The following is an 18,736-nucleotide window of genomic DNA, read 5'->3' on the forward strand; positions in this document are numbered from 1 at the left end:
AACCTTTGGGTGCCCAACCCGCGTCGGCCACGCAGATGACCCTGAACGCCGATCTTCCGGCCGCAATTCCATGCTCGAGAACCGGCGCGCTGCCCAGACCCCGCGAAACGGCAGCGCATCCGCACCACACCGCACCCGGCCGCACCGGCCGGGCTGAGCCGCGCCAGGCCGGGCCGCGCCAGGCCGGGCCGCGCCAGGCCGGGCCGCGCCAGGCCGGGCCGCGCCAGGCCGGGCCGCGCCAGGCCGGGCCGCGCCAGGCCGGGCCGCGCCAGGCCGGGCCGCGCCAGGCCGGGCCGGGCCGGGCCAGGCCGGGCCGGGCCGCGTCGAAGTTACGCGGCCGATCCAGCCCATCGATGGTCTCCGTTGCACCGTGGGCGGCCACAAACGGCGATCTTGTCGGGAGAACGGGGCGGGATGAGGGAAGATCGCTGTTCGGGGTCGGAATGTGGCCCCAGGAGGGCGGTTCGGGCCGGAAACGACGATCATCGGATGGAGATCAGCATGTGCGGCCAGAACCCCGGACTTCGAACCCGGGCCGCGCACGCCAATGACCGCAAGCAGCGATCATCCGAGCCACCACTCCCACCCTTCGGGACCAATCACCCGATAGACGATCCTCGTTGCACCGCCCACGTCCGCAAACGCCGATCTTGCGGCGCGCAGCCGCCCAGCGAGCCGCCCGCGCAGCCGCCCAGCGGCCCCAACGCCCAACGGCCCAGCCGCCAACTCGCCCAAACGGCCGACTCGCCCAAACGGCCGACTCGCCCAAACGGCCGACTCACCCAACGGCCGACTCACCCAACGGCCGACTCACCCAACGGCCGACTCGCCCAGCGGCCCAACGAAACGCAGCGCAGCCGCCACACAACGCAGCGCGGTGGCCGACGGTGAACCCCTACCGGAGTCCTCGGGCGTACGCGCGGGCCGCCGCGATGCGCTCGACCGTCGTCGGGTGGCTCCCGAACAGCGTCTGCTCCCACACCGGCGGGTCCGGATCACCCAGGTTGACCAGCGACAACCGCTGCTGCATCCGCTCGAACGCGGCCGGGTCGTCGGTCAGCCGCAGCGCGTGCTCATCGGCCCGCGCCTCGATCAGCCGGGACACGTACGACTGCACCGGCCCGGCCACCAGCCCCACCACGGTCACCACCGCCAGCAGGAGCCCGATCGCGCGCGGCTCGCCGATCGAGTCCACCCCGGCCCGCTGCAGCAGCCACCCCCACCCGCCGAGCAGGAACAGCCCGACCACGGCCAGCGCCGCCCCCAGCGCCCCGATCACGGTCCCGACGACCACGTCGCCGTCCTTGGCGTGGCCGAGTTCGTGCGCCACGACGGAGACGATCTCCTCGGGCGGCGCCTCGCGCAGCAGGGTGTCGTACACGACGATGCGGCGGGTGGGGCCGATCCCGCTGACGTACGCGTTGACGGCGGTGGTGCGGCGCGAGGCGTCGGCGACGAGCACGTCGCGGACGGGCACCCCGTCGCGCTGCGCGAGCTCCATCAGCTCGGTGCGCAGCGGGCTCGGCTCCATCGGCGTGAACTTGTTGAAGACCGGTTCGACCAGGACCGGGAAGATGAAGCTGAGCAGCACCACCAGTCCGGCGGCGCCGGCGGCGGCCCAGGCCCACCACCAGTTCGGGGCGAGCCGGGTCAGGCCGAAGAAGCCGAGCAGGGCGACCGCGCCGAGCACGGCGCCGATGGCGTACCCCTTGAGCTGGTCGACGGCCCACGGCCCCCAGCTCTGGGTCGACAGCCCGTAGCGGACCGAGACGGTGTGCGCCCAGGCCGCGAACGGCAGCGTGACCAGCTCGCCGATGAGCAGCACCAGGAAGCCGCCGCCGAGCACCTTGGCCAGCCACGGTCCGGGGACCAGGTCGACCAGTTTCGCCCCGAGCGGAGTCAGCCCCAGCAGGAGCGCCACGAGCAGACCCAGGACCATGCTCGGGTACGAGATGAGCCTGGTCTCGCCGCGCAGCGCCCTGGCCCGCGCGACCCGGTCGGCGGGCAGCTGGGTCAGCGCGTCGAGCTGGTCGGCGCGGGGCGCGGGCGGCCGGTGCCACGGCACCAGCACCGCCGCGACCACGATCAGCGCGATCCCGAGCACCCCGAACGCCACCCACGCCCAGCCACGACTGTTCACCCGCCCGATCCTAGAGCGCTCCGTCGCAGCGGCCGCTCGGTGTCATCCGCAGCGCGGCGGAGGATGACACCGATTAAGGCCGCGTAGCGGAGCGCGCATGTAACAGCTCAACTGCGGGTGAGGCGGCGAACCAGGGATTCGGAGTTCATCGGGTACGCGCCGTGGCGGCGGACGCCGTCGGCGACCTCGCGGTCGGAGGAGACGACGACGATGGGGCGGCCCGGCGGTTCGGCGCGGACCAGGCGGCGGATGACCTCGTCGGCGGTCTCGCCCTTGCGGGAGAACAGCACCCGGACGCCGCGCGGCGGGGCGGGCAGGCCGTGCACCCGGTCGGCGCCGTCGAAGACGACGGTGACCTCGGCGCCGGTCTGCGCGGCGACCCCGCCCAGGCCGGTGATCAGCCGGTTGCGCTGCTGCTCCAGCGACATCTCGGCGAAGCCGCGCTTGGTCACGTTGTAGCCGTCGACGACCAGGTGGGCCTTGGGCAGCGCGAGCAGCTGGGCCAGGCGGCCGGGGTCGTCGGCGTCCAGGGCGCGGTTGGCGGCGGTGGGGGCGCTGGCGGTGTCGGCGTACGCGGCGGCGACGGTGTCCCCGGGCAGGATCTTGGCGGGGTCCAGCGCCAGTTCCCGGCGCAGCCCCACGGCGGCCTGCCCGATCGTCTCCAGCAGCAGCCACAGCCGGGCGTCGTCGACGGCCCGGGTGTCGCGGGCGGCCTGCCGCGCGTCCCCAGCGGCGGCCTCCAGGTCGGCGACCCGGGACCGCAGCCGGCGCAGCTCCGCCTCGTGGTCGCCGTGCCCCTTGGCGGCCCGGCCCTTCTCGATGGCGAGCAGCTCGTTGGCGCGCTTGAGGGCGGCCTGGGACTCGCGCAGGCCCTTGGCGGCGGTCCGGCCCTCCTCGCGCACCTGGCCCAGCTCTTCGCGTACCCGGGCGAGTTCGTCGCGCAGCTTGTCGGCCTCGACGCGCGCCACGGCCCGGTCGTGCTCGGCGCGCGCGGCTCTGGCCTGCGCCTCGCGGATCTGCTCGGCCACCGCCGAGCTCTCCGCCTCGGCGGCGACGGTCTGACCGGCGACGTCCAGCAGGTCGCGCCAGCCGTCGGGTCTGGCCAGGTAGGCCAGGGCGGCCACCTCGATCGGGTCGGCGGCGGCCGGGGCCACCCCGCCCAGCACGGCGGTGCCCAGCTCACCGGCGTCGGCGAGCACCTTGCCGCTGATCCGCTGCCGGAACAGGGGGTCGCCGGACAGCTGGGTGGCGATCTGGGCGCCGCCGAGGCGGGCGCGCCGGTTGGGCGCGAACTTGGCCACCTTGCGCAGCGGCACGGGCAGTTCGTCGCCGGGCAGCGAGGTCAGGACCGCCGCCGCCATCGCGATGACCCGCTGGCGGATGGGCTCGGGCAGGATCGGTTCGGGCGCGAAGTCGGCAGCCTCGAAGGGCTCCCCGGAGGAAGCTTCGAACGAGAGTTCAGCGGCCGACATCCCCCTAGTCTTCCACCGACATACCGATCTTGTCGCTCAGGTTGGCGGCTGTCCCTGTGCGCCGACCGCCCACTGTCACACCGGACGGTTAGCGTGCGGTTCGTGCCGTCCCCGAACCGTCCCGACCCGAACAGCCCGGTCCCGGGCCAGCGCTCCCCCGGCGACCGTTTCGAGCAGCCGACGCTGGACGCGATGTTGGCCGACCCGCTCCAGCTGGACCTGCGGCACACCACGTTCGTGGTGCTCGACCTGGAGACGACGGGCGGTGCGCCCGACGGCGGCGGCATCACCGAGGTCGGCGCGGTGAAGGTGCGCGGCGGCGAGGAGCTGGGCGAGTTCGCCACGCTGGTCAACCCGGGGGTGCCGATCCCGCCGTTCATCACGGTGCTGACCGGGATCACCACCGCGATGACGGTCACCGCGCCGCCGATCGGGGAGGTGCTGCCGCCGCTGCTGGAGTTCCTGCGCGGCGCGGTGCTGGTCGCCCACAACGCGGCGTACGACGTGGGGTTCCTGAAGGCCGCGTGCGCCGCGCACGGGTATGCGTGGCCCAACCCGCGCGTGGTGGACACGCTGGCGCTGGCGCGGCGGGTGCTGCTGCGCGACGAGGTGCCCAACCGCAAGCTCGGCACGCTCGCGGCGTACTTCCGCATTCCGGAGCAGCCCAACCACCGCGCGCTGGCGGACGCGAAGGCGACCGTCGGGGTGCTGCACGCGCTGATCGGGCGCCTGGGCGGGCACCGGGTGACCACGCTGGGCGAGACCATCGAGTTCGTCAAGGCGGTCAGCCCGGCGCAGCGGGCCAAGCGGCACCTGGCCGAGGGCCTGCCGCACGCGCCGGGGGTGTACCTGTTCCGCGCCGGCGACGGCCGCCCGCTGTACGTCGGCACCTCCAACGACATCGCCACCCGGGTGCGCAGCTACTTCACCGCCGCCGAGCGGCGCGCGCGGATCAAGGAGATGCTGCACATCGCGGAGCGGGTGGAGGCGGTCGAGTGCGCGCACGCGCTGGAGGCGCAGGTGCGCGAGCTGCGGCTGATCGCGGCGCACTCGCCGCCGTACAACCGGCGCTCCAAGAACCCGGAGCGGGTGCTGTGGCTAAAGCTCACCGACGAGCCCTATCCGCGGCTGTCGGTGGTGCGGGTGCTGGCCGCCGACGGCGCGGCGTACCTGGGCCCGTTCGCGGGGCGGCACGTCGCCCAGGCGGCCGTGGACGCGCTGCACGAGGCGCTGCCGCTGCGGCAGTGCGCGCCGAAGCTGTCGGCCCGCCGGGCCTCGGCCGCGTGCGCGCTGGCCGAGCTGGGCAAGTGCCCGGCCCCGTGCCTGCTGGCCATCTCCACCGAGGAGTACGACCGCGTCGCCGCCGCCCCGGTCCGCGCCGCGTTCAGCGGCGACCCGGACGCGGTGGTGCACCCGCTGCTGGCGCGGATGCGGGTCCTGTCGCAGGCGGAGCGGTTCGAGGACGCGGCGGCGGTGCGCGACCGGCTGGCGGCGTTCCTGCGGGCGGCGGTGCGCATGCAGCGGCTGTCGGCGCTGACCGCGATCGCCGAGCTGATCGGTGCCCGCCGCAACGCCGAGGGCGGCTGGGAGATCGCGATCATCCGGTATGGACGGCTGGCCGCCGCCGCCACCTCCGCCCCGCAGGTGCACCCGCGCCGGGTGCTGGACGCGCTGCGTCCCACGGCCGAGACGGTGCTCGGCGGTGTGGGGCCGACCCCGTGCGCGACCCCGGAGGAGACCGAGCGCATCCTCGACTGGCTGGAGCGCCCGGAGACGCGGCTGGTGGAGACCTCCGCGGGCTGGGCGTCGCCGGTGCGCGGGGCGGCGCGGTGGCGGCGGCTGACCCAGCCGGTTCCGGTGACGGCGGGCTGACCGTTCGGGCATTCCGTGTCCGGACTGTGTCCGAATGCATGAAAACTCTTGACCGATCGGCGCCGACGTTCGTTACTAGGCTATGGACCGATATCTCGCAATCTCGCGGACGTGTCCCGTCCCGGACCGGGAGCAGCCCTTCCGCTGTTCCGAGCCGGTGACCCTCCGCACGTCGAGGGGGGTGTCCTGAGTGGACGCGGACGCGGGGGCGCTGCCGACGGTCCCGGTGGGGCGGGCCGGGGAGAGCCTGCTCACCACTCGGCTGCGAGCGATGCTGAACTGGTCCGGCGCGCGGGAGAACCCGTCGGACCCCGTGGCCACTCTGATCAAGGCGCACCGGCGGGTCCATGCCGGCTCCGACGCCAACCTGCTGCGCCGGGCGTATTCGGTGGCGGCGCGCATGCACCACGGGCAGATGCGCAAGAGCGGTGATCCGTACATCACCCATCCGCTGGCCGTCGCCGAGATCCTGGCCCACCTGGGCATGGACACCACCACCCTGGTCGCGGCGCTGCTGCACGACACCGTCGAGGACACCAGCTACACGCTGCCGCAGCTGCGCGCCGACTTCGGCCCCGACATCGCGCTGCTGGTCGACGGAGTGACCAAGTTCGACAAGGCGCACTTCGGCGCCCGCGCCGAGGCCGAGACGATCCGCAAGATGATCGTCGCCGCCGGCCAGGACATCCGGGTGCTGGTGATCAAGCTCGCCGACCGGCTGCACAACATGAAGACCCTGGACGCCCGCTCGGCCGCCTCCCGCGCCCGCATCGCCGGGGCGACCCGCGAGGTGCTGGTGCCGCTCTGCGACCGGCTCGGCATCCAGGCGCTCAAGCGCGAGCTCGAGGACAAGGTCCTGCTCTTCCTCGACCCGGACGAGTACCAGCGCATCGACAACGTGGTCTCCAACCGGCCCGGCTGGAACGAGTACATGGCCGAGGTGGTGCAGCTGGGCACCGGCGCGCTGCGCAAGGAGAAGCTCGCCGGGCTGGTCGAGCCGCGCCCCCGGCACTACTACTCGATCTGGAAGGACACCCAGCAGGCGGGCAGCCCGGTGCCGATGGACCTGCCCCGCGTCGTGGTGATCCTCGACGGTGACGACCCCGACTGCTACGCCGCGCTGTGCGCCGTACACCAGCAGTGGAAGCCGATCCCGGGGCGGTTCAAGGACTTCATCGCCGCCCCGAAGAACAACCTCTACCGCTCCCTGCACACCACCGTGCTCGGCCCCGAGGACCAGATGGTCGAGGTGCTGATCCGCACCGACCAGATGCACCGCGCGGTGGAGTACGGCGTCGTCGCCCCGTACCGCTACCCGACCCGGCCCTCGCGCCGCAGCACCGCGCTGAACCTGTTCACCACCCGCAGCACGCCCAAGCCGACGCCGCCGCACCAGCGCCAGCGCGGCGAGCACGCGTGGCTGCGCCGGGCGCTGGACCTGGAGCAGGCCGCCCCGGACGCGGTGCAGTTCGTCGAGACGCTGCGCTGCGACCTGGCCGAGCAGCAGATCCAGGTGTTCGCGTGGGGCCGCCAGCTGCTGCTGCCCGCCGGGGCCAGCCCGGTCGACGTGGCGTACGAGCTGGGCACCCGCACCGGCGACCGCTGCGTCGCGGCGACCGTCAACGGCGTGCTCACCCCGCTCAACGCGGTCCTCACCGACGGCGACGTGGTCGACATCCTGGTCAGCCGGGCGCGCAACCACCCGGGCCCGCGCAAGGAGTGGCTGGACTTCGTCAAGTCGCCCAACGCGCGCCTGCGGCTGAGCCGCCGCTTCACCGAGCCCGAGGTCGCCGCCGGTACGGTCAGCGACCGGCTGCAGCTGGGCCGGGCCGCGATCGGGCTGGCGCTGCGCCGCCACGACCGGGCGCTCGCCGACGAGCAGCGGCTGGCCGACCTGGCCGTGGCGATGGGCTATCCGGATCTCGACACCCTGCTGATGGCCGTGGCCGAACACAAGATCACTGCCGACACCGTGGTCGACCAGCTGATCGCCAGCGTCGACCTGCAGGGCGACGCGCTGCGCGAGCGGCAGGCCAATCTCGTGCCCCCAACGCGCGACGGCGGTGACGCGGCGCAGCGCCGCAAGTCGTCTACCCTGTCCAGGTGATCCGACGCCGTTCGCCACTGCGCACCAGGCTCGTGGCCCTCGGCTACGGCGTGTTCTACCGCATCCCGCCGAAGTGGCGGCAGCGGATGGTGAAGCTGGCCACGGCCCGCTACTCGGTCGGCGCGGTCATGCTGCTCTTCGACAGCGAGGCGCCCGAGCCGGGCCGCATCCTGCTGCTGCGCCAGCCGCCCGGTCGCGGCTGGACCCTGCCCGCGGGCCTGCTCGGCAAGCATGAGACGCCGATCGAGGGCGCCCGCCGGGAGACCGCCGAGGAGACCGGCATCGTGCTGCGCCCCGACCAGATCCAGCCCGCGGTGCCCAACGCCGTCATCCATACCAGGGGCCACTGGGTGGACACGGTCTTCACCGCGCGGGTGCCCGCCGAGCGCACCGAGCTCAGCGTCGACGGCGCCGAGGTGTGGGAGGCACGCTGGCACCCCCTCGACGAGCTGCCCGTGATCACCCCGGCCACGGCCCGGCTGCTGGCCCACTTCGGCATCGGGCCCGACGCGCCCGCCGACGCCCGGCCGGCCGCCCGATGACCGCCGCCCCCGCCGACCTCTGCGCCGTGGTGCTCGCCGCCGGGCTCGGCACCCGGCTGCGCCCGCTGACGTCGCTACTGCCCAAGGCGCTGGTGCCGGTCGGCAACGTGCCGCTGCTGGACCGCGCGTTCGCGCGCCTGGCCGCGATCGGCCTGTCCGGCCCGGACCGGGTCGCGGTCAACGCGCACTGGCTGGCCGACGAGGTCGTCGCGCACGTCGGGGCGCGGGCCCACGTCAGCGTGGAGGAGCAGCCGCTGGGCACGGCCGGGGCACTGGGCAACCTGCGCCGCTGGATCGCCGGGCGGGCCGTGATGGTGCTCAACGCCGACGCGTACGTGGCGACCGACAGCGGCGACCTCGCGGCGCTGCTGTCGGGGTGGGACGGCGAGCACGTCCGGCTGCACGGCGTACGCGCGCACAAGCCCGACCCGTTCCTCGGCTGGAACTTCGCCGGGGCCTCGCTGCTGCCCGCCGCCGACGCGGCCGCCCTGTCCGACCTGCCCGCCGAGCTGGCCCGCACCACCTGGCGCCCCGCCGAACGCGCCGGCCGCCTGGAGATCGTCCCCCTGGGCGGCCTCTACCTGGACTGCGGCACCCCCGCCGACTACCTGGCCGCCAACCTGCACGCCGCCGCCGGCGACAACCTGATCGCCCCCGGCGCCCAACTCACCGGCACCGCCACCACCAGCGTCATCGGCCCCGACGCGCGCGTACACGGCAAGATCACCCGCTGCGTCCTCTGGCCCGGCGCCGAGGTGGCCGCCACCGAATCCCTCACCGACGCCATCCGAGTCGGCACCTCCCTGACCGTCCCAGCCGGCTGACGGCCCGCTCCGCATGGTTGATCATGAACTTATGGACGTACTGGACGGCGTGTCACCACCCCGGCATCGTGATCACCTAGCGACTGCGAGCGGGACCGGTCGGGCAGGCGAGTCGATCACGGCGCCAGGGGTATGACACACCGACGAGCACGTCCACAAGTTCATGATCAACGGGACAGAGGAGAGGCCACGGCATGATCACGGCGATTGTTCTGATCGACTGCGCTACCGATGCGATTCCCGAGGTGGCAGAGGAGCTGGCGAATCTGGAGGGGGTCAGTGAGGTGTACTCCGTGGCGGGCGGGGTGGATCTCATCGCAATCGTGCGCGTGCGCGAGTTCGACCACATCGCGGAGGTGATCGCGGGCGGGATCTCGAAGGTGCCGGGGGTGCTGAGCACCGACACGCACATCGCGTTCCGGTCGTACTCGCGGCATGACCTCGAGCAGGCGTTCGCGATCGGGTTCTGACACCGGACGGCGCGGCCTTTTTCACACCAGCGGCGTCTACCCGTCGGTAACCTCGGCTCGCTACGCTGCCGGACATGCAGCTGAGCGTGGACCGTGGCAGTGACCGGCTGGCCGTGCAGCTCCACCCGGTCGACGATCCGGCCGCGCCCCTGGTCGTGCTGTTCCCGGCGATGGGCGTGCCCGCCGGCTACTACAAGCGCTTCGCGGCCGGCCTCAACCAGGCCGGCCTCGCGGTCGCGGTGGCCGACCTGCGCGGCACCGGCGCCAGCACGCCCGCACCCGGCCGGTCCAGCGGCTACGGCTACGCCGAGACGGTCGACGACGTCGGCGCGGTGCTCGACGCGCTGGCCGAGCACCGGGCCGGACGCCGCACCATCCTGCTCGGACACTCCCTCGGCGGCCAGGCCTGCGTGATGCACCTGGCCCGCCGGGGCGGCGCCGGGGTGGACGGGCTGGTCCTGATCGCGGTCGGGCTGCCGTACTGGCGGAACTATCGGCGCGGGCAGCGGCTGGCCGTGCTGGCCATGACCCAGACCATCGGCGCGGTCTCGGCGCTGCTGCGGGTCTGGCCGGGCTGGGGCTTCGGCGGCCGCCAGGCGCGCGGCGTCATCCGCGACTGGGCGTACTCCGCGCGCCGGGGCCGGTTCCCGGCCTCGGTCTGCACGCCGGAGCAGCTGGCCGCGATCGACGTACCGGCGCTGGTCGTCAGCGTCGACAACGACCGCTACACCCCGAGCGCCGTCGTGGACCAGCTCGCCGGGCTGCTGTCCGGCGCCGCGGTCCACCGCGAGCACCTCAGCAGCGACGACGCGGGCCTACCCCTGAACCATTTCGTATGGGTCAGAGCCGGCGCTCCCCTGGCCGCTCGCATCACCGCCTGGCTCCCCGCCCGCCAACCCTCCTGACCCACCCCACTTCCCCGCCCCCCGCAGGACCCGCACACGCGAGATCCGCACAACCCCCGCACCCGGCGCCCGGCGCCCGGCGTGCAGTTTCGGGGAAACTGCACGAATCTTGGCCGGGATTCCAGCACTTTCCCCGAAACTGCACCCAGCCGCGCGGCGGCAGGGCGGCGTGGCGCGGCAGGGCGCGGCGCGGCCGCGCGGCGCGGCCGCGCGGGGTGGTCCGCACGGCGCGGTCCGCGCGGGGTGGTCCGCACGGCGCGGTCCGCGCGGGGTGGTCCGCGCGGGGTGGTCCGCGCGGGGTGGGGTCAGGCGATGATCGGTAGGGCGGCGAAGCCGCGGAAGCCCAGGCGGTCGCGGCGCAGTGCCGGACCGGCCAGGCGCAGCCCCGGCAGGCGCCGCAGCAGCAGCGGGAACGCGACCTGGGCCTCCAGCCGGGCCAGCGGCGCGCCCAGGCAGTAGTGCGCCCCGGCGCCGAACGACAGCGACGGCACCGGGTCGCGGTGCGGGTCGAAGCGGTCCGGCCGGGCGTAGCGCCCGGGGTCCCGGGCGGCGGCCGCGAGCAGCACCATCACCTCGGCCCCGGCGGGCAGCGGGACGCCGTCGAGTGCCAGGTCCTGCCCGGCGTGGCGCGAGGTGGCCTGCACGGGCGGGTCGTACCGCAGCATCTCCTCGACGTACGCGCCGGCGAGTTCGGGGTGGGCGCGCAGTTCGGCGGTCAGGTCGGGCCGGGCCAGCAGGGCCGCCAGCCCGTTGCCGAGCAGGTTGGTGGTGGTCTCGAACCCGGCGACCAGCAGCAGGGCCAGGTGCGCCACCATCTCGGCGCCGCCGATCTGCCCGGCCGCGCCCGCCGCCAGCAGGTCGCTGAGCATGTCGTCGCCGGGGTGGGCGCGCCGGTGCGCCAGCAGCCCGACGAAGTAGTCCTCCAGCTCCACCGCGGCGGTGTCGGCGCGGCCCATGCTGTCGGGGTCGCCCGCGAAGACCTCCAGGGCCAGGGTGAGGTCGTGGGCGCGGGGGCGGAACCAGTCGCGGTCGGACTCGGGCACCCCGAGCAGCGCGCAGATCACCGCCACCGGCAGCGGGAAGGCGAACGCGTCCATGAAGTCGACCGGGTCCGGTCCGGCCATGCCGTCGATCAGGCCGTCGACGAGGCGGACCACGTCGGGGCGCAGCTGGGCCGTGCGCCGGGCGGTGAAGGCCGAGCCCGCCAGCCGTCGCAGGCGGCCGTGGTCGGGCGGGTTGCGCCACAGCATGGTCCGGCCGAGCCAGCGCCAGGCCGCCGAGGCGCGCCAGCCGGGCAGCGTACGGTCGAGGACGGCGGCGTCGGTGGCGAGGAACGACGGGTCGCGCAGCACGCGGTCGGCCTGCTGGTAGCCGGTGACCACGTAGAAGCCCTCGCCCAGGGCCAGCACCGGTCCGGCGGCGCGCAGGCGCTCGTACCAGGGATAGGGGTCGGTGCGCCCTTCGGCTGTCGCCAGCGCCTGCATCGCGGCCAGCGCGTCCAATTACGCCACCTCCCCGTAGCCGTACCAGGGCAGGATATGACGGAAGGGCAACCGCGTCATGCGGTCGCCCTTCCGTTCGTGTGACTGCGTGCTCAGCCGTCAGTGCTTGCCGCTGGTGATCTCCTCGCGGGTCGGCGGCGGCTCGACCTGCTTCTGCTGGACCGGCGGGGCGGCCTGCTCGATCGGCCGGAAGAAGCCCCGGACCGCCGGGCCGAGGGCCCCGAGCCGGTTCATCTTCTTCGGCACCGTCCAGCCGACGTACGGCAGGTCGGTGTGGCCGTGGTCGTCGGCGGGCGCCAGCGGCTGGTGCACCTCGACGAACTGGCCGTTGGGCAGGCGCTTGATGATGCCGGTCTCGACACCGTGCGCCAGCACCTCGCGGTCGTGCTGCTGCAGGCCCAGCGCGATGCGGCGGGCGACGTAGTACGCCAGCGGCGGCAGCACCAGCAGGCCGATGCGGCCCGCCCAGGTCATCGCGTTCAGGCTGATGTGGAACTTGTCGGCGACGATGTCGTTGCCGCCGGAGATCGTCAGCACCATGTAGAACGTGAGGGCCATGGCGGCCAGACCGGTGCGGTCGGGCACGTCGCGCGGACGCTGGAGCAGGTTGTGGTGCCCCTTGTCCTTCTTCCAGCGCGCCTCGATCCACGGGTACGCCATCGGCAGCACCGTCAGGATGCCCGGCAGCACCACCGTGGGCCAGAACAGCGGCGGGATGGTGTACCCGAACGCCCTGATCTCCCACGCGGGCATCAGACGCGTCGAGCCGTCCAGGAACATGACGTACCAGTCGGGCTGGCTGCCCGCGGAGACGACAGCCGCCTCGTACGGGCCGAACAGCCAGATCGGGTTGATCTGGAACAGGCCGCCCATCAGCGCGATCACCGCGAAGACGAGCATGAAGAAGCCGCCCTGCTTGAGCGCGTACCGCGGGAACATGCGCTCGCCGACGACGTTGCTGTTGGTCCGGCCCGGCCCCGGCCACTGGGTGTGCTTCTGCATGAACACCAGTGCCAGGTGCACGGTGACCAGGCCGAGCAGGATCAGCGGCAGCAGGAACACGTGCACGATGTACAGGCGGGACAGGATGATCTCGCCGGGGAACTCGCCGCCGAACAGCGACGTGGTCACCCAGGAGCCGACCACCGGGATCGACAGCATGATCGCCGAGGCGATGCGCAGGCCGGTGCCGGACAGCGCGTCGTCGGGCAGCGAGTAGCCGGCGAAGCCCTCGGTGAAGCCCAGCCAGAACATCGACAGGCCGATGATCCAGTTCAGCTCACGCGGCTTGCGGAACGCGCCGGTCACGAAGATGCGGATCATGTGCACCACGATCGCGGCCATGAACAGCAGCGCCGCCCAGTGGTGCATCTGGCGCATGACCAGGCCGCCGCGCACGTCGAACGAGAGGTTCAGCGCGGTCTCGTACGCCCGCGACATCTCCACGCCCTGCAGCGGCACGTACGACCCGTTGTAGTGCACCTCCTGCATCGACGGCTCGAAGAACAGCGCCAGGAAGGTGCCGGTCAGCAGCAGCACGATGAACGAGAACAGCGCGATCTCGCCCAGCAGGAACGACCAGTGGTCCGGGAAGACCTTGTTCAGCAGCGACCGCAGCGGGGTGGCCACGTGCAGCCGGGCGTCGACCGCCTCGGCCGACTTGCCCGGCAGGGCTTTCAGATCGACTTTGCGACGCTTCATGACTTCTCCCAGAACGCCGGGCCGACCGGCACCTTGTAGTCACCGGTGGCCGCGAAGTGGCCATCCTTGTCGACCGTGATCGGCAGCATCGGCAGCGAGCGCGTCGCCGGACCGAAGATCGGCTTGGCGTTGTCGGTGATGAGGAACTGCGACTGGTGACACGGGCAGAGCAGGCGGTTGGTCTGCTGCTCGTACAGCGAGGCCGGGCAGCCGGCGTGGGTGCAGATCTTCGAGTACGCCACGTAGCTCTGCCACGGGCTGCCCTGGTTCATCTCGTACAGGTTCGCGCGCAGCGCCTCGGCGTCGCCCTCGCGCAGGTGGATCAGCAGGGTCGGCGAGTCGGCGTACTTGTTGCTGACCCCGCCCGGGATGCCGGGGAACACCGTGATCTGGCCGCCGGTGCTCACCTCTTCCGGCCGGATCGGCGTGTAGTCGTCGCGCACCAGCTTGATCGGGTTCTCCTTGGTGGCGCCCGCGAACCCGGTCTTGAACAGGATGTCCGGGTGGTGCGGGTCCTTGATCAGACCGCCGATCAGCGGCGCCGCCGCGGCCGCGCCCAGGGGCAGCAGGCCGAGCAGCGACAGCTTCAGCGCCGGGCGGCGGGCCACGCTCAGCTCGCTGCCGATGAACTTCAGCGTCTCGCCGGTGATCTTGCGCTCGACCGGGTCCGACGGGCCGTCGTGCCGGTCCTGGATCGCGATCTCGTGCGGCAGCAGCTTCTTGCCCCAGGTCAGGATGCCCAGGCCGACACCGATCAGGGCCAGGCCCAGGGTCAGGCCCAGGATCGGGGTGTAGAGCTTGCTGGCGTTGGCGCCCATCTCGTACTCCCACGGCCACCAGATGTAGGCGACCACGAAAGCGGTGGAGGCGAGACCCGTCAGCAGGAAGAAGAACGAGACGATGCGCACCATGCGCTTCTCGCCCTTCGACCCCGCCGGGTACTGCGGCTCGTAGTGGACGATCTCGATCCCGTCACGCCGGGCGCCCTCGCGGACGATGTCGAACGTGGTCAGGTTCGGGTCGTCCAGGTCGACGACCTGGGTGTTCGACTCGCTCATGACTTACCTGCAATCCAGAGGGCCGCGAAGACGAGGGCCACGACACCGACGAGGAAGATGGCCAGACCCTCGGTCACCGGACCGAAGCGGCCGAGGCCCCAGCCGCCCGGGTCCTGGTCGTCCTGCAGGGCCCGCACGTAGGCGATGATGTCGTACTTGTCCTGCGGGTCGAGTTCGGTGTCACCGAAGACCGGCATGTTCTGCGGGCCGGTGAGCATCGCCGCGTAGATCTGGCGGTCGGTCGACTCGGTCAGCGTCGGGGCGTACTTGCCGCTGGACAGCGCGCCGCCGCCGGTCGAGAACGCGTGGCAGGACGAGCAGTTGATGCGGAACAGTTCACCGCCGCGCGAGACCTTGCCCTTGCTCGCGAAGTCCTCGCCGGCCGGGAGCTGCGGGCCGCCGCCCAGCTCCTGGATGTACGCGCCGAGCTGGCGCGCCTGGTCGGTGGTGAACTGCGGCTGCTTGCGCTCCGCCTGCGCCTCCTGGCGGGCGGCGGGCATGCGGCCGGTCTCCACCTGGAACTCGACGGCCGCCGAGCCGACGCCGATCAGGCTCGGGCCGCGGCCGTCGACGCCCTGGGCGTTGTTGCCGTGGCAGGTGATGCACGACGTGTCGTACAGCGCCTGGCCGGCCTGGGCGGCGTCGCTCATCGGCGCGGCGCCCTGCGCCTGCACGCCGGGGGCGAACGTCAGGTAGAGACCGCCGGCGAACATCAGCGCCGCGAACATCCGCAGGGCGCCGGACATCCGTCGGCTGACCCGGCCGCGCTGCCGGGGGGCACCCGGCGCCGGCACGGTGGTTTCGTTTTTCATGGCCGAGCTCACATCCGCTCCAGCAGGTAGATCATGAAGAAGAGGCCGACCCAGACCACGTCGACGAAGTGCCAGTAGTACGACACGACGATCGCCGAGGTCGCCTGCGCCGGGGTGAACCGGCCCATGGTGGTGCGGATCAGGTAGATGATGAAGGCGATCAGACCGCCCGTCACGTGCAGGCCGTGGAAGCCCGTCGTGAGGTAGAACATCGAGCCGTAGCCGTCAGCGTTGATCTTGATGCCCTCGTGGACGAGGTTGATGTACTCGTTCACCTGGCCCAGCACGAAGGTCAGACCCATCAGGAACGTGATGGTGAACCAGAACCGCAGGCCGTACACGTCGCCGCGCTCCGCGCGCAGCACGCCGATCTGACAGGTGATGGAAGACAGCACCAGGATCGTCGTGAAGAACAGCGCGTAGGGCAGATTCAGCACGTGGAAGTGCTTCTCCCACTGGCTGTAATCCGCTGCGCGGATGGCGAAGAACATCGCGAACAGCGCCGCGAAGAACATGAGTTCGCTGGAGAGCCACACGATCGTCCCGACGCTGACCATGTTCGGCCTGGTCAGGGAGTGGATCCTGCTCTTGTCGATGGCTGAGGCGGCAGTCACGCGGTCATTATTGCCCCCGACCTGCATCGGCGAGCGTCGGGGTGCCTGGTTGGCGGCGTGTCGTGGCCCGGCCCCGGCGTGTCCGCCGCCACGGTCTAGCCTCGATCCGTGCCCCCTGTCGATCATTTCAGCCCGCTGACCTCGGCCGTTGCGATCTCCGGCGACCCGGTGCCGCCGTTCGGCCTCACCGCGGTCTTCACGCAGACCCGGCTCGACTCGTGGCTCGCGGTGGGTCTGGTGCTGGCCGCGGCGCTGTACCTGTACGGCACGCACACCCTGCGCCGCCGCGGCGACCGCTGGCCGATCGGGCGCACGCTGGCCTTCCTCGGCGGCCTGGCACTCATCGCCGTGGTCTCCGTCACCGGCTTCGGCTCGTACGACACCACCCTGCTGAGCGTGCACATGGTGCAGCACATGACGCTGTCCATGGTCGCCCCGATCTTCCTGGCGCTGGGCGCCCCGGTCAGCCTCGCCCTGCGCACGCTGCCGCCCCGCCCCCGCCGGGTGCTGCTGGCGGTGCTGCACAGCCGCGTCGCCGCGGTGCTGGCGTTCCCGCTGACCGCGTTCGCGATCTTCATCGCCAACCCGTTCGCGCTGTACTTCACCAGCCTGTACGAGCTGACCCTGCGGCACGAGTGGCTGCACGAGGTGATGCACGCGCACTTCATCGCCACCGGCTGCCTGTTCTTCTGGCCGCTGCTGGGGCGCGACCCGCTGCCCGGCCGCTGGCCGTACCCGGCGCGGGCGCTGCTGATGCTGCTGAGCGTGCCGTTCCACACAGTTCTCGGGCTCACCATCATGCAGTCCACCACCCTGCTCGGCGGCGACTGGTACCCGTCGCTCGGGCTGAGCTGGGTCGACCCGTGGGACGACCAGGTCACCGCGGGCGGGGTGCTGTGGGCCGGCGGCGAACTCGTCTCGGTCACCATGCTCGGCATCCTGGTGGCCCAGTGGATCCGCCAGTCGCGGCTGGAGGCGGCCCGCGTCGACCGCCAACTCGACCGCCAGGAGGCGCTCGCCGCCGCCGCACGCTCCGCGCAACCGCTCGATCACGCCAACCTCTAGGATGTGCCCATGAGTACCAAGACCGTCCTGCTCTACAGCGACGACGCCACGGTCCGCGACCGGATGCGGCTGGCCATCGGCGAGCACCCCGCTCAGGACCTGACCGTCGAGTTCGTCGAGGCGTCCAGCTACGGCGAGTGCGTCAAGCTCGTGGACGACTACGAGATCGACCTGCTGGTGCTGGACGGCGAAGCGAGCCCCGGCGGTGGCCTGGGCGTGGCGCGTCAGCTCAAGGACGAGATCGACGACTGCCCGCCCACCTGCGTCGTGATCGCCCGAGCCGCCGACCGCTGGCTCGCCGCGTACGCGCGGGTCGACGTGACCCTGGTGCACCCGCTCGACCCGATCGAGACCGGTCGCGCCATCGCCGACATCCTGCACCGCGAAGTGGCGCAGGACCAGGTCGTCACGGCCTGATCCGAGGGCGCGCCACGCCCCTCCAACCGCCGAGCCCGCGGTCGCGACCGCCCGTGCCGCCGCCAAGCGCGCAGACGGCACGGGACGGCCGCGGCGGCGGGCGCCCCTGTCACGGGAGGCCCTCATGGGCGATCAGCACACCTGGCCACGACTGCTCGGCGCGCTGCTGCGCCGGGAGGAGCTGACCCCCGACGAAACCGCCTGGGCCATGGGCGAGGTGATGGACGGCGCGGCCACGCCCGCCCAGATCGCCGGGTTCGCGCTGCTGCTGCGGGCCAAGGGCGAGACCCCCAGCGAGATGCGCGGCCTGGTCGCGGCGATGCTGGCGGCCTCGGCCCCGATGCCGCAGACCGACGCGCAGCGCCTGGCCTCGCTCGACGTCGTCGGCACCGGCGGCGACCAGGCCCACACCGTCAACATCTCCACGATGACCGCGATCGTGGCCGCGGGCGCGGGCGCGCGCGTGGTCAAGCACGGCAACCGCGCCGCCTCGTCGTCCTGCGGCACCGCCGACGTGCTGGAGTTCCTCGGCATCCCGCTCGATCTCGGCCCCGAGCAGGTCGCCGCGGTGGCCGACGAGGTCGGCATCGGATTCTGCTTCGCCGCCCGGTTCCACCCGGGCATGCGCCACGCCGGCGCCCCCCGCCGCGAGCTGGGCGTGCCGACCGCGTTCAACTTCCTCGGCCCGCTGACCAACCCGGCCCGGCCCCGCTCGGCCGTGGTCGGCTGCGCGGACGTACGCATGGCGCCGGTGATGGCCGAGGTCTTCGCCGAGCGCGGTGACACGGTCCTGGTGGCCCGCGGCGAGGACGGCCTCGATGAGATCACCACCGCGGCCCCCACGCGGCTCTGGCTGGCTCGTGGCGGGCGGGTGACCCCTCTGGTGCTGGACCTGGCCGAGGTCGGGGTGCCCCGGTCGGTCGCCGGCGACCTCAGCGGCGGGGACGTGTCCTACAACGCCGAGGTGGTCCGGCGGCTGCTCGCGGGCGAGACGGGTCCGGTCCGCGACGCGGTGCTGGGCAACACGGCCGTGGCGCTGACCGCGCACGACTGGGCCCAGCAGGACCTGGGTCCGGCCGATCCGGACACCATCGCCGCCGAGCTGGCCCAGGCCGTACGCGGCAATCTGGAGCGCGCCGCCGCGGCGGTGGATTCCGGCGCCGCCGCGAGCACCCTGGACCGCTGGATCAACGCCGCGACCGAGGCCAAGTACTCGGCCGCCTGAGATTCACCGC

General features: G+C 72.7%; 16 protein-coding genes. 9 read left to right on the forward strand and 7 right to left on the reverse strand.

The features are described 5' to 3' along the window. Positions 1 to 895 precede the first annotated feature (895 nt). Together QEZ54_RS34725 and QEZ54_RS34730 are read right to left on the reverse strand one after the other, a co-directional pair. Positions 896 to 2,140 carry a M48 family metallopeptidase gene (locus QEZ54_RS34725; RefSeq protein WP_281309024.1) on the reverse strand — a complete coding sequence of 415 codons (1,245 nt, stop codon included), beginning with the start codon at positions 2,138 to 2,140 and terminating at the stop codon, positions 896 to 898. Between the two features lie 107 nt (positions 2,141 to 2,247). Next, positions 2,248 to 3,612: an NYN domain-containing protein gene (locus tag QEZ54_RS34730; RefSeq protein ID WP_281309025.1), complete on the reverse strand. Its 1,365-nt coding sequence runs from the start codon at positions 3,610 to 3,612 to the stop codon at positions 2,248 to 2,250. 192 nt (positions 3,613 to 3,804) lie between these two features. Between QEZ54_RS34730 and QEZ54_RS34735 the strand changes: the two genes are divergently transcribed. The 6 genes from QEZ54_RS34735 (at position 3,805) to QEZ54_RS34760 (ending at position 10,332) form a co-directional block, all read left to right on the forward strand. Continuing rightward, positions 3,805 to 5,484 carry a DEDD exonuclease domain-containing protein gene (locus QEZ54_RS34735; RefSeq protein WP_281309049.1) on the forward strand — a complete coding sequence of 560 codons (1,680 nt, stop codon included), beginning with the start codon at positions 3,805 to 3,807 and terminating at the stop codon, positions 5,482 to 5,484. 190 nt (positions 5,485 to 5,674) lie between these two features. Continuing rightward, positions 5,675 to 7,591, forward strand: coding sequence for an HD domain-containing protein (locus QEZ54_RS34740; protein ID WP_281309026.1), 1,917 nt, complete (start codon positions 5,675 to 5,677; stop codon positions 7,589 to 7,591). After that, positions 7,591 to 8,133, forward strand: a complete 543-nt coding sequence (locus tag QEZ54_RS34745; RefSeq protein ID WP_281309050.1) for an NUDIX domain-containing protein — start codon at positions 7,591 to 7,593, stop codon at positions 8,131 to 8,133. The genes QEZ54_RS34740 and QEZ54_RS34745 overlap by 1 nt, the downstream gene beginning before the upstream one ends. Beyond that, positions 8,130 to 8,957, forward strand: a complete 828-nt coding sequence (locus QEZ54_RS34750; protein ID WP_281309027.1) for a sugar phosphate nucleotidyltransferase — start codon at positions 8,130 to 8,132, stop codon at positions 8,955 to 8,957. Before QEZ54_RS34745 ends, QEZ54_RS34750 begins: the two co-directional genes overlap by 4 nt. A gap of 194 nt (positions 8,958 to 9,151) precedes the next feature. Further along, positions 9,152 to 9,427 carry an Lrp/AsnC ligand binding domain-containing protein gene (locus QEZ54_RS34755; protein WP_281309028.1) on the forward strand — a complete coding sequence of 92 codons (276 nt, stop codon included), beginning with the start codon at positions 9,152 to 9,154 and terminating at the stop codon, positions 9,425 to 9,427. Between the two features lie 74 nt (positions 9,428 to 9,501). Beyond that, positions 9,502 to 10,332, forward strand: a complete 831-nt coding sequence (locus tag QEZ54_RS34760) for an alpha/beta fold hydrolase (protein WP_281309029.1) — start codon at positions 9,502 to 9,504, stop codon at positions 10,330 to 10,332. 305 nt (positions 10,333 to 10,637) lie between these two features. Here QEZ54_RS34760 and QEZ54_RS34765 read toward each other — a convergent pair whose 3' ends face one another. From QEZ54_RS34765 to QEZ54_RS34785, 5 genes are all read right to left on the reverse strand, one after another. Further along, positions 10,638 to 11,834, reverse strand: coding sequence for a cytochrome P450 (locus QEZ54_RS34765; RefSeq protein ID WP_281309030.1), 1,197 nt, complete (start codon positions 11,832 to 11,834; stop codon positions 10,638 to 10,640). Positions 11,835 to 11,933: 99 nt separating this feature from the next. Next, positions 11,934 to 13,535, reverse strand: a complete 1,602-nt coding sequence (locus QEZ54_RS34770) for a cytochrome bc complex cytochrome b subunit (protein WP_281309031.1) — start codon at positions 13,533 to 13,535, stop codon at positions 11,934 to 11,936. Continuing rightward, entirely contained in the window at positions 13,532 to 14,593 is a 1,062-nt protein-coding gene (locus QEZ54_RS34775) for a Rieske 2Fe-2S domain-containing protein (RefSeq protein ID WP_281309032.1), read from the reverse strand. Before QEZ54_RS34775 ends, QEZ54_RS34770 begins: the two co-directional genes overlap by 4 nt. Then, positions 14,590 to 15,405 (reverse strand): cytochrome c, encoded by an 816-nt coding sequence (locus QEZ54_RS34780; RefSeq protein ID WP_281309033.1) that lies wholly within the window; start codon positions 15,403 to 15,405, stop codon positions 14,590 to 14,592. The genes QEZ54_RS34775 and QEZ54_RS34780 overlap by 4 nt, the downstream gene beginning before the upstream one ends. 8 nt (positions 15,406 to 15,413) lie before the next feature. Then, positions 15,414 to 16,019 carry a heme-copper oxidase subunit III gene (locus tag QEZ54_RS34785; protein ID WP_281309034.1) on the reverse strand — a complete coding sequence of 202 codons (606 nt, stop codon included), beginning with the start codon at positions 16,017 to 16,019 and terminating at the stop codon, positions 15,414 to 15,416. A gap of 135 nt (positions 16,020 to 16,154) precedes the next feature. Here QEZ54_RS34785 and QEZ54_RS34790 point away from each other — a divergent pair, with 135 nt between their 5' ends. The 3 genes from QEZ54_RS34790 to trpD all read left to right on the forward strand — a co-directional run bounded on the left by QEZ54_RS34790 (position 16,155) and on the right by trpD (position 18,726). After that, positions 16,155 to 17,084, forward strand: coding sequence for a cytochrome c oxidase assembly protein (locus QEZ54_RS34790; RefSeq protein WP_281309051.1), 930 nt, complete (start codon positions 16,155 to 16,157; stop codon positions 17,082 to 17,084). 9 nt (positions 17,085 to 17,093) lie between these two features. Beyond that, positions 17,094 to 17,501, forward strand: coding sequence for a hypothetical protein (locus QEZ54_RS34795; protein WP_281309035.1), 408 nt, complete (start codon positions 17,094 to 17,096; stop codon positions 17,499 to 17,501). Between the two features lie 124 nt (positions 17,502 to 17,625). Further along, complete coding sequence (trpD, locus tag QEZ54_RS34800; protein WP_281309036.1) at positions 17,626 to 18,726, forward strand: anthranilate phosphoribosyltransferase; 1,101 nt, start codon at positions 17,626 to 17,628, stop codon at positions 18,724 to 18,726. Positions 18,727 to 18,736 lie beyond the last annotated feature (10 nt).

The sequence above is a fragment of the Catellatospora sp. KI3 genome, assembly GCF_029948125.1.
GTDB lineage: Bacteria > Actinomycetota > Actinomycetes > Mycobacteriales > Micromonosporaceae > Catellatospora.

Coding starts and splice junctions, on each gene's coding strand:
- QEZ54_RS34735 (WP_281309049.1), top strand. CDS start 3,805: ATGTTGGCCGACCCGCTCCAGCTGGACCTGCGGCACACCACGTTCGTG.
- QEZ54_RS34755 (WP_281309028.1), top strand. CDS start 9,152: ATGATCACGGCGATTGTTCTGATCGACTGCGCTACCGATGCGATTCCC.
- trpD (WP_281309036.1), top strand. CDS start 17,626: ATGGGCGATCAGCACACCTGGCCACGACTGCTCGGCGCGCTGCTGCGC.
- QEZ54_RS34730 (WP_281309025.1), bottom strand. CDS start 3,612: ATGTCGGCCGCTGAACTCTCGTTCGAAGCTTCCTCCGGGGAGCCCTTC.
- QEZ54_RS34770 (WP_281309031.1), bottom strand. CDS start 13,535: ATGAAGCGTCGCAAAGTCGATCTGAAAGCCCTGCCGGGCAAGTCGGCC.
- QEZ54_RS34780 (WP_281309033.1), bottom strand. CDS start 15,405: ATGAAAAACGAAACCACCGTGCCGGCGCCGGGTGCCCCCCGGCAGCGC.
- QEZ54_RS34795 (WP_281309035.1), top strand. CDS start 17,094: ATGAGTACCAAGACCGTCCTGCTCTACAGCGACGACGCCACGGTCCGC.
- QEZ54_RS34760 (WP_281309029.1), top strand. CDS start 9,502: ATGCAGCTGAGCGTGGACCGTGGCAGTGACCGGCTGGCCGTGCAGCTC.
- QEZ54_RS34775 (WP_281309032.1), bottom strand. CDS start 14,593: ATGAGCGAGTCGAACACCCAGGTCGTCGACCTGGACGACCCGAACCTG.
- QEZ54_RS34750 (WP_281309027.1), top strand. CDS start 8,130: ATGACCGCCGCCCCCGCCGACCTCTGCGCCGTGGTGCTCGCCGCCGGG.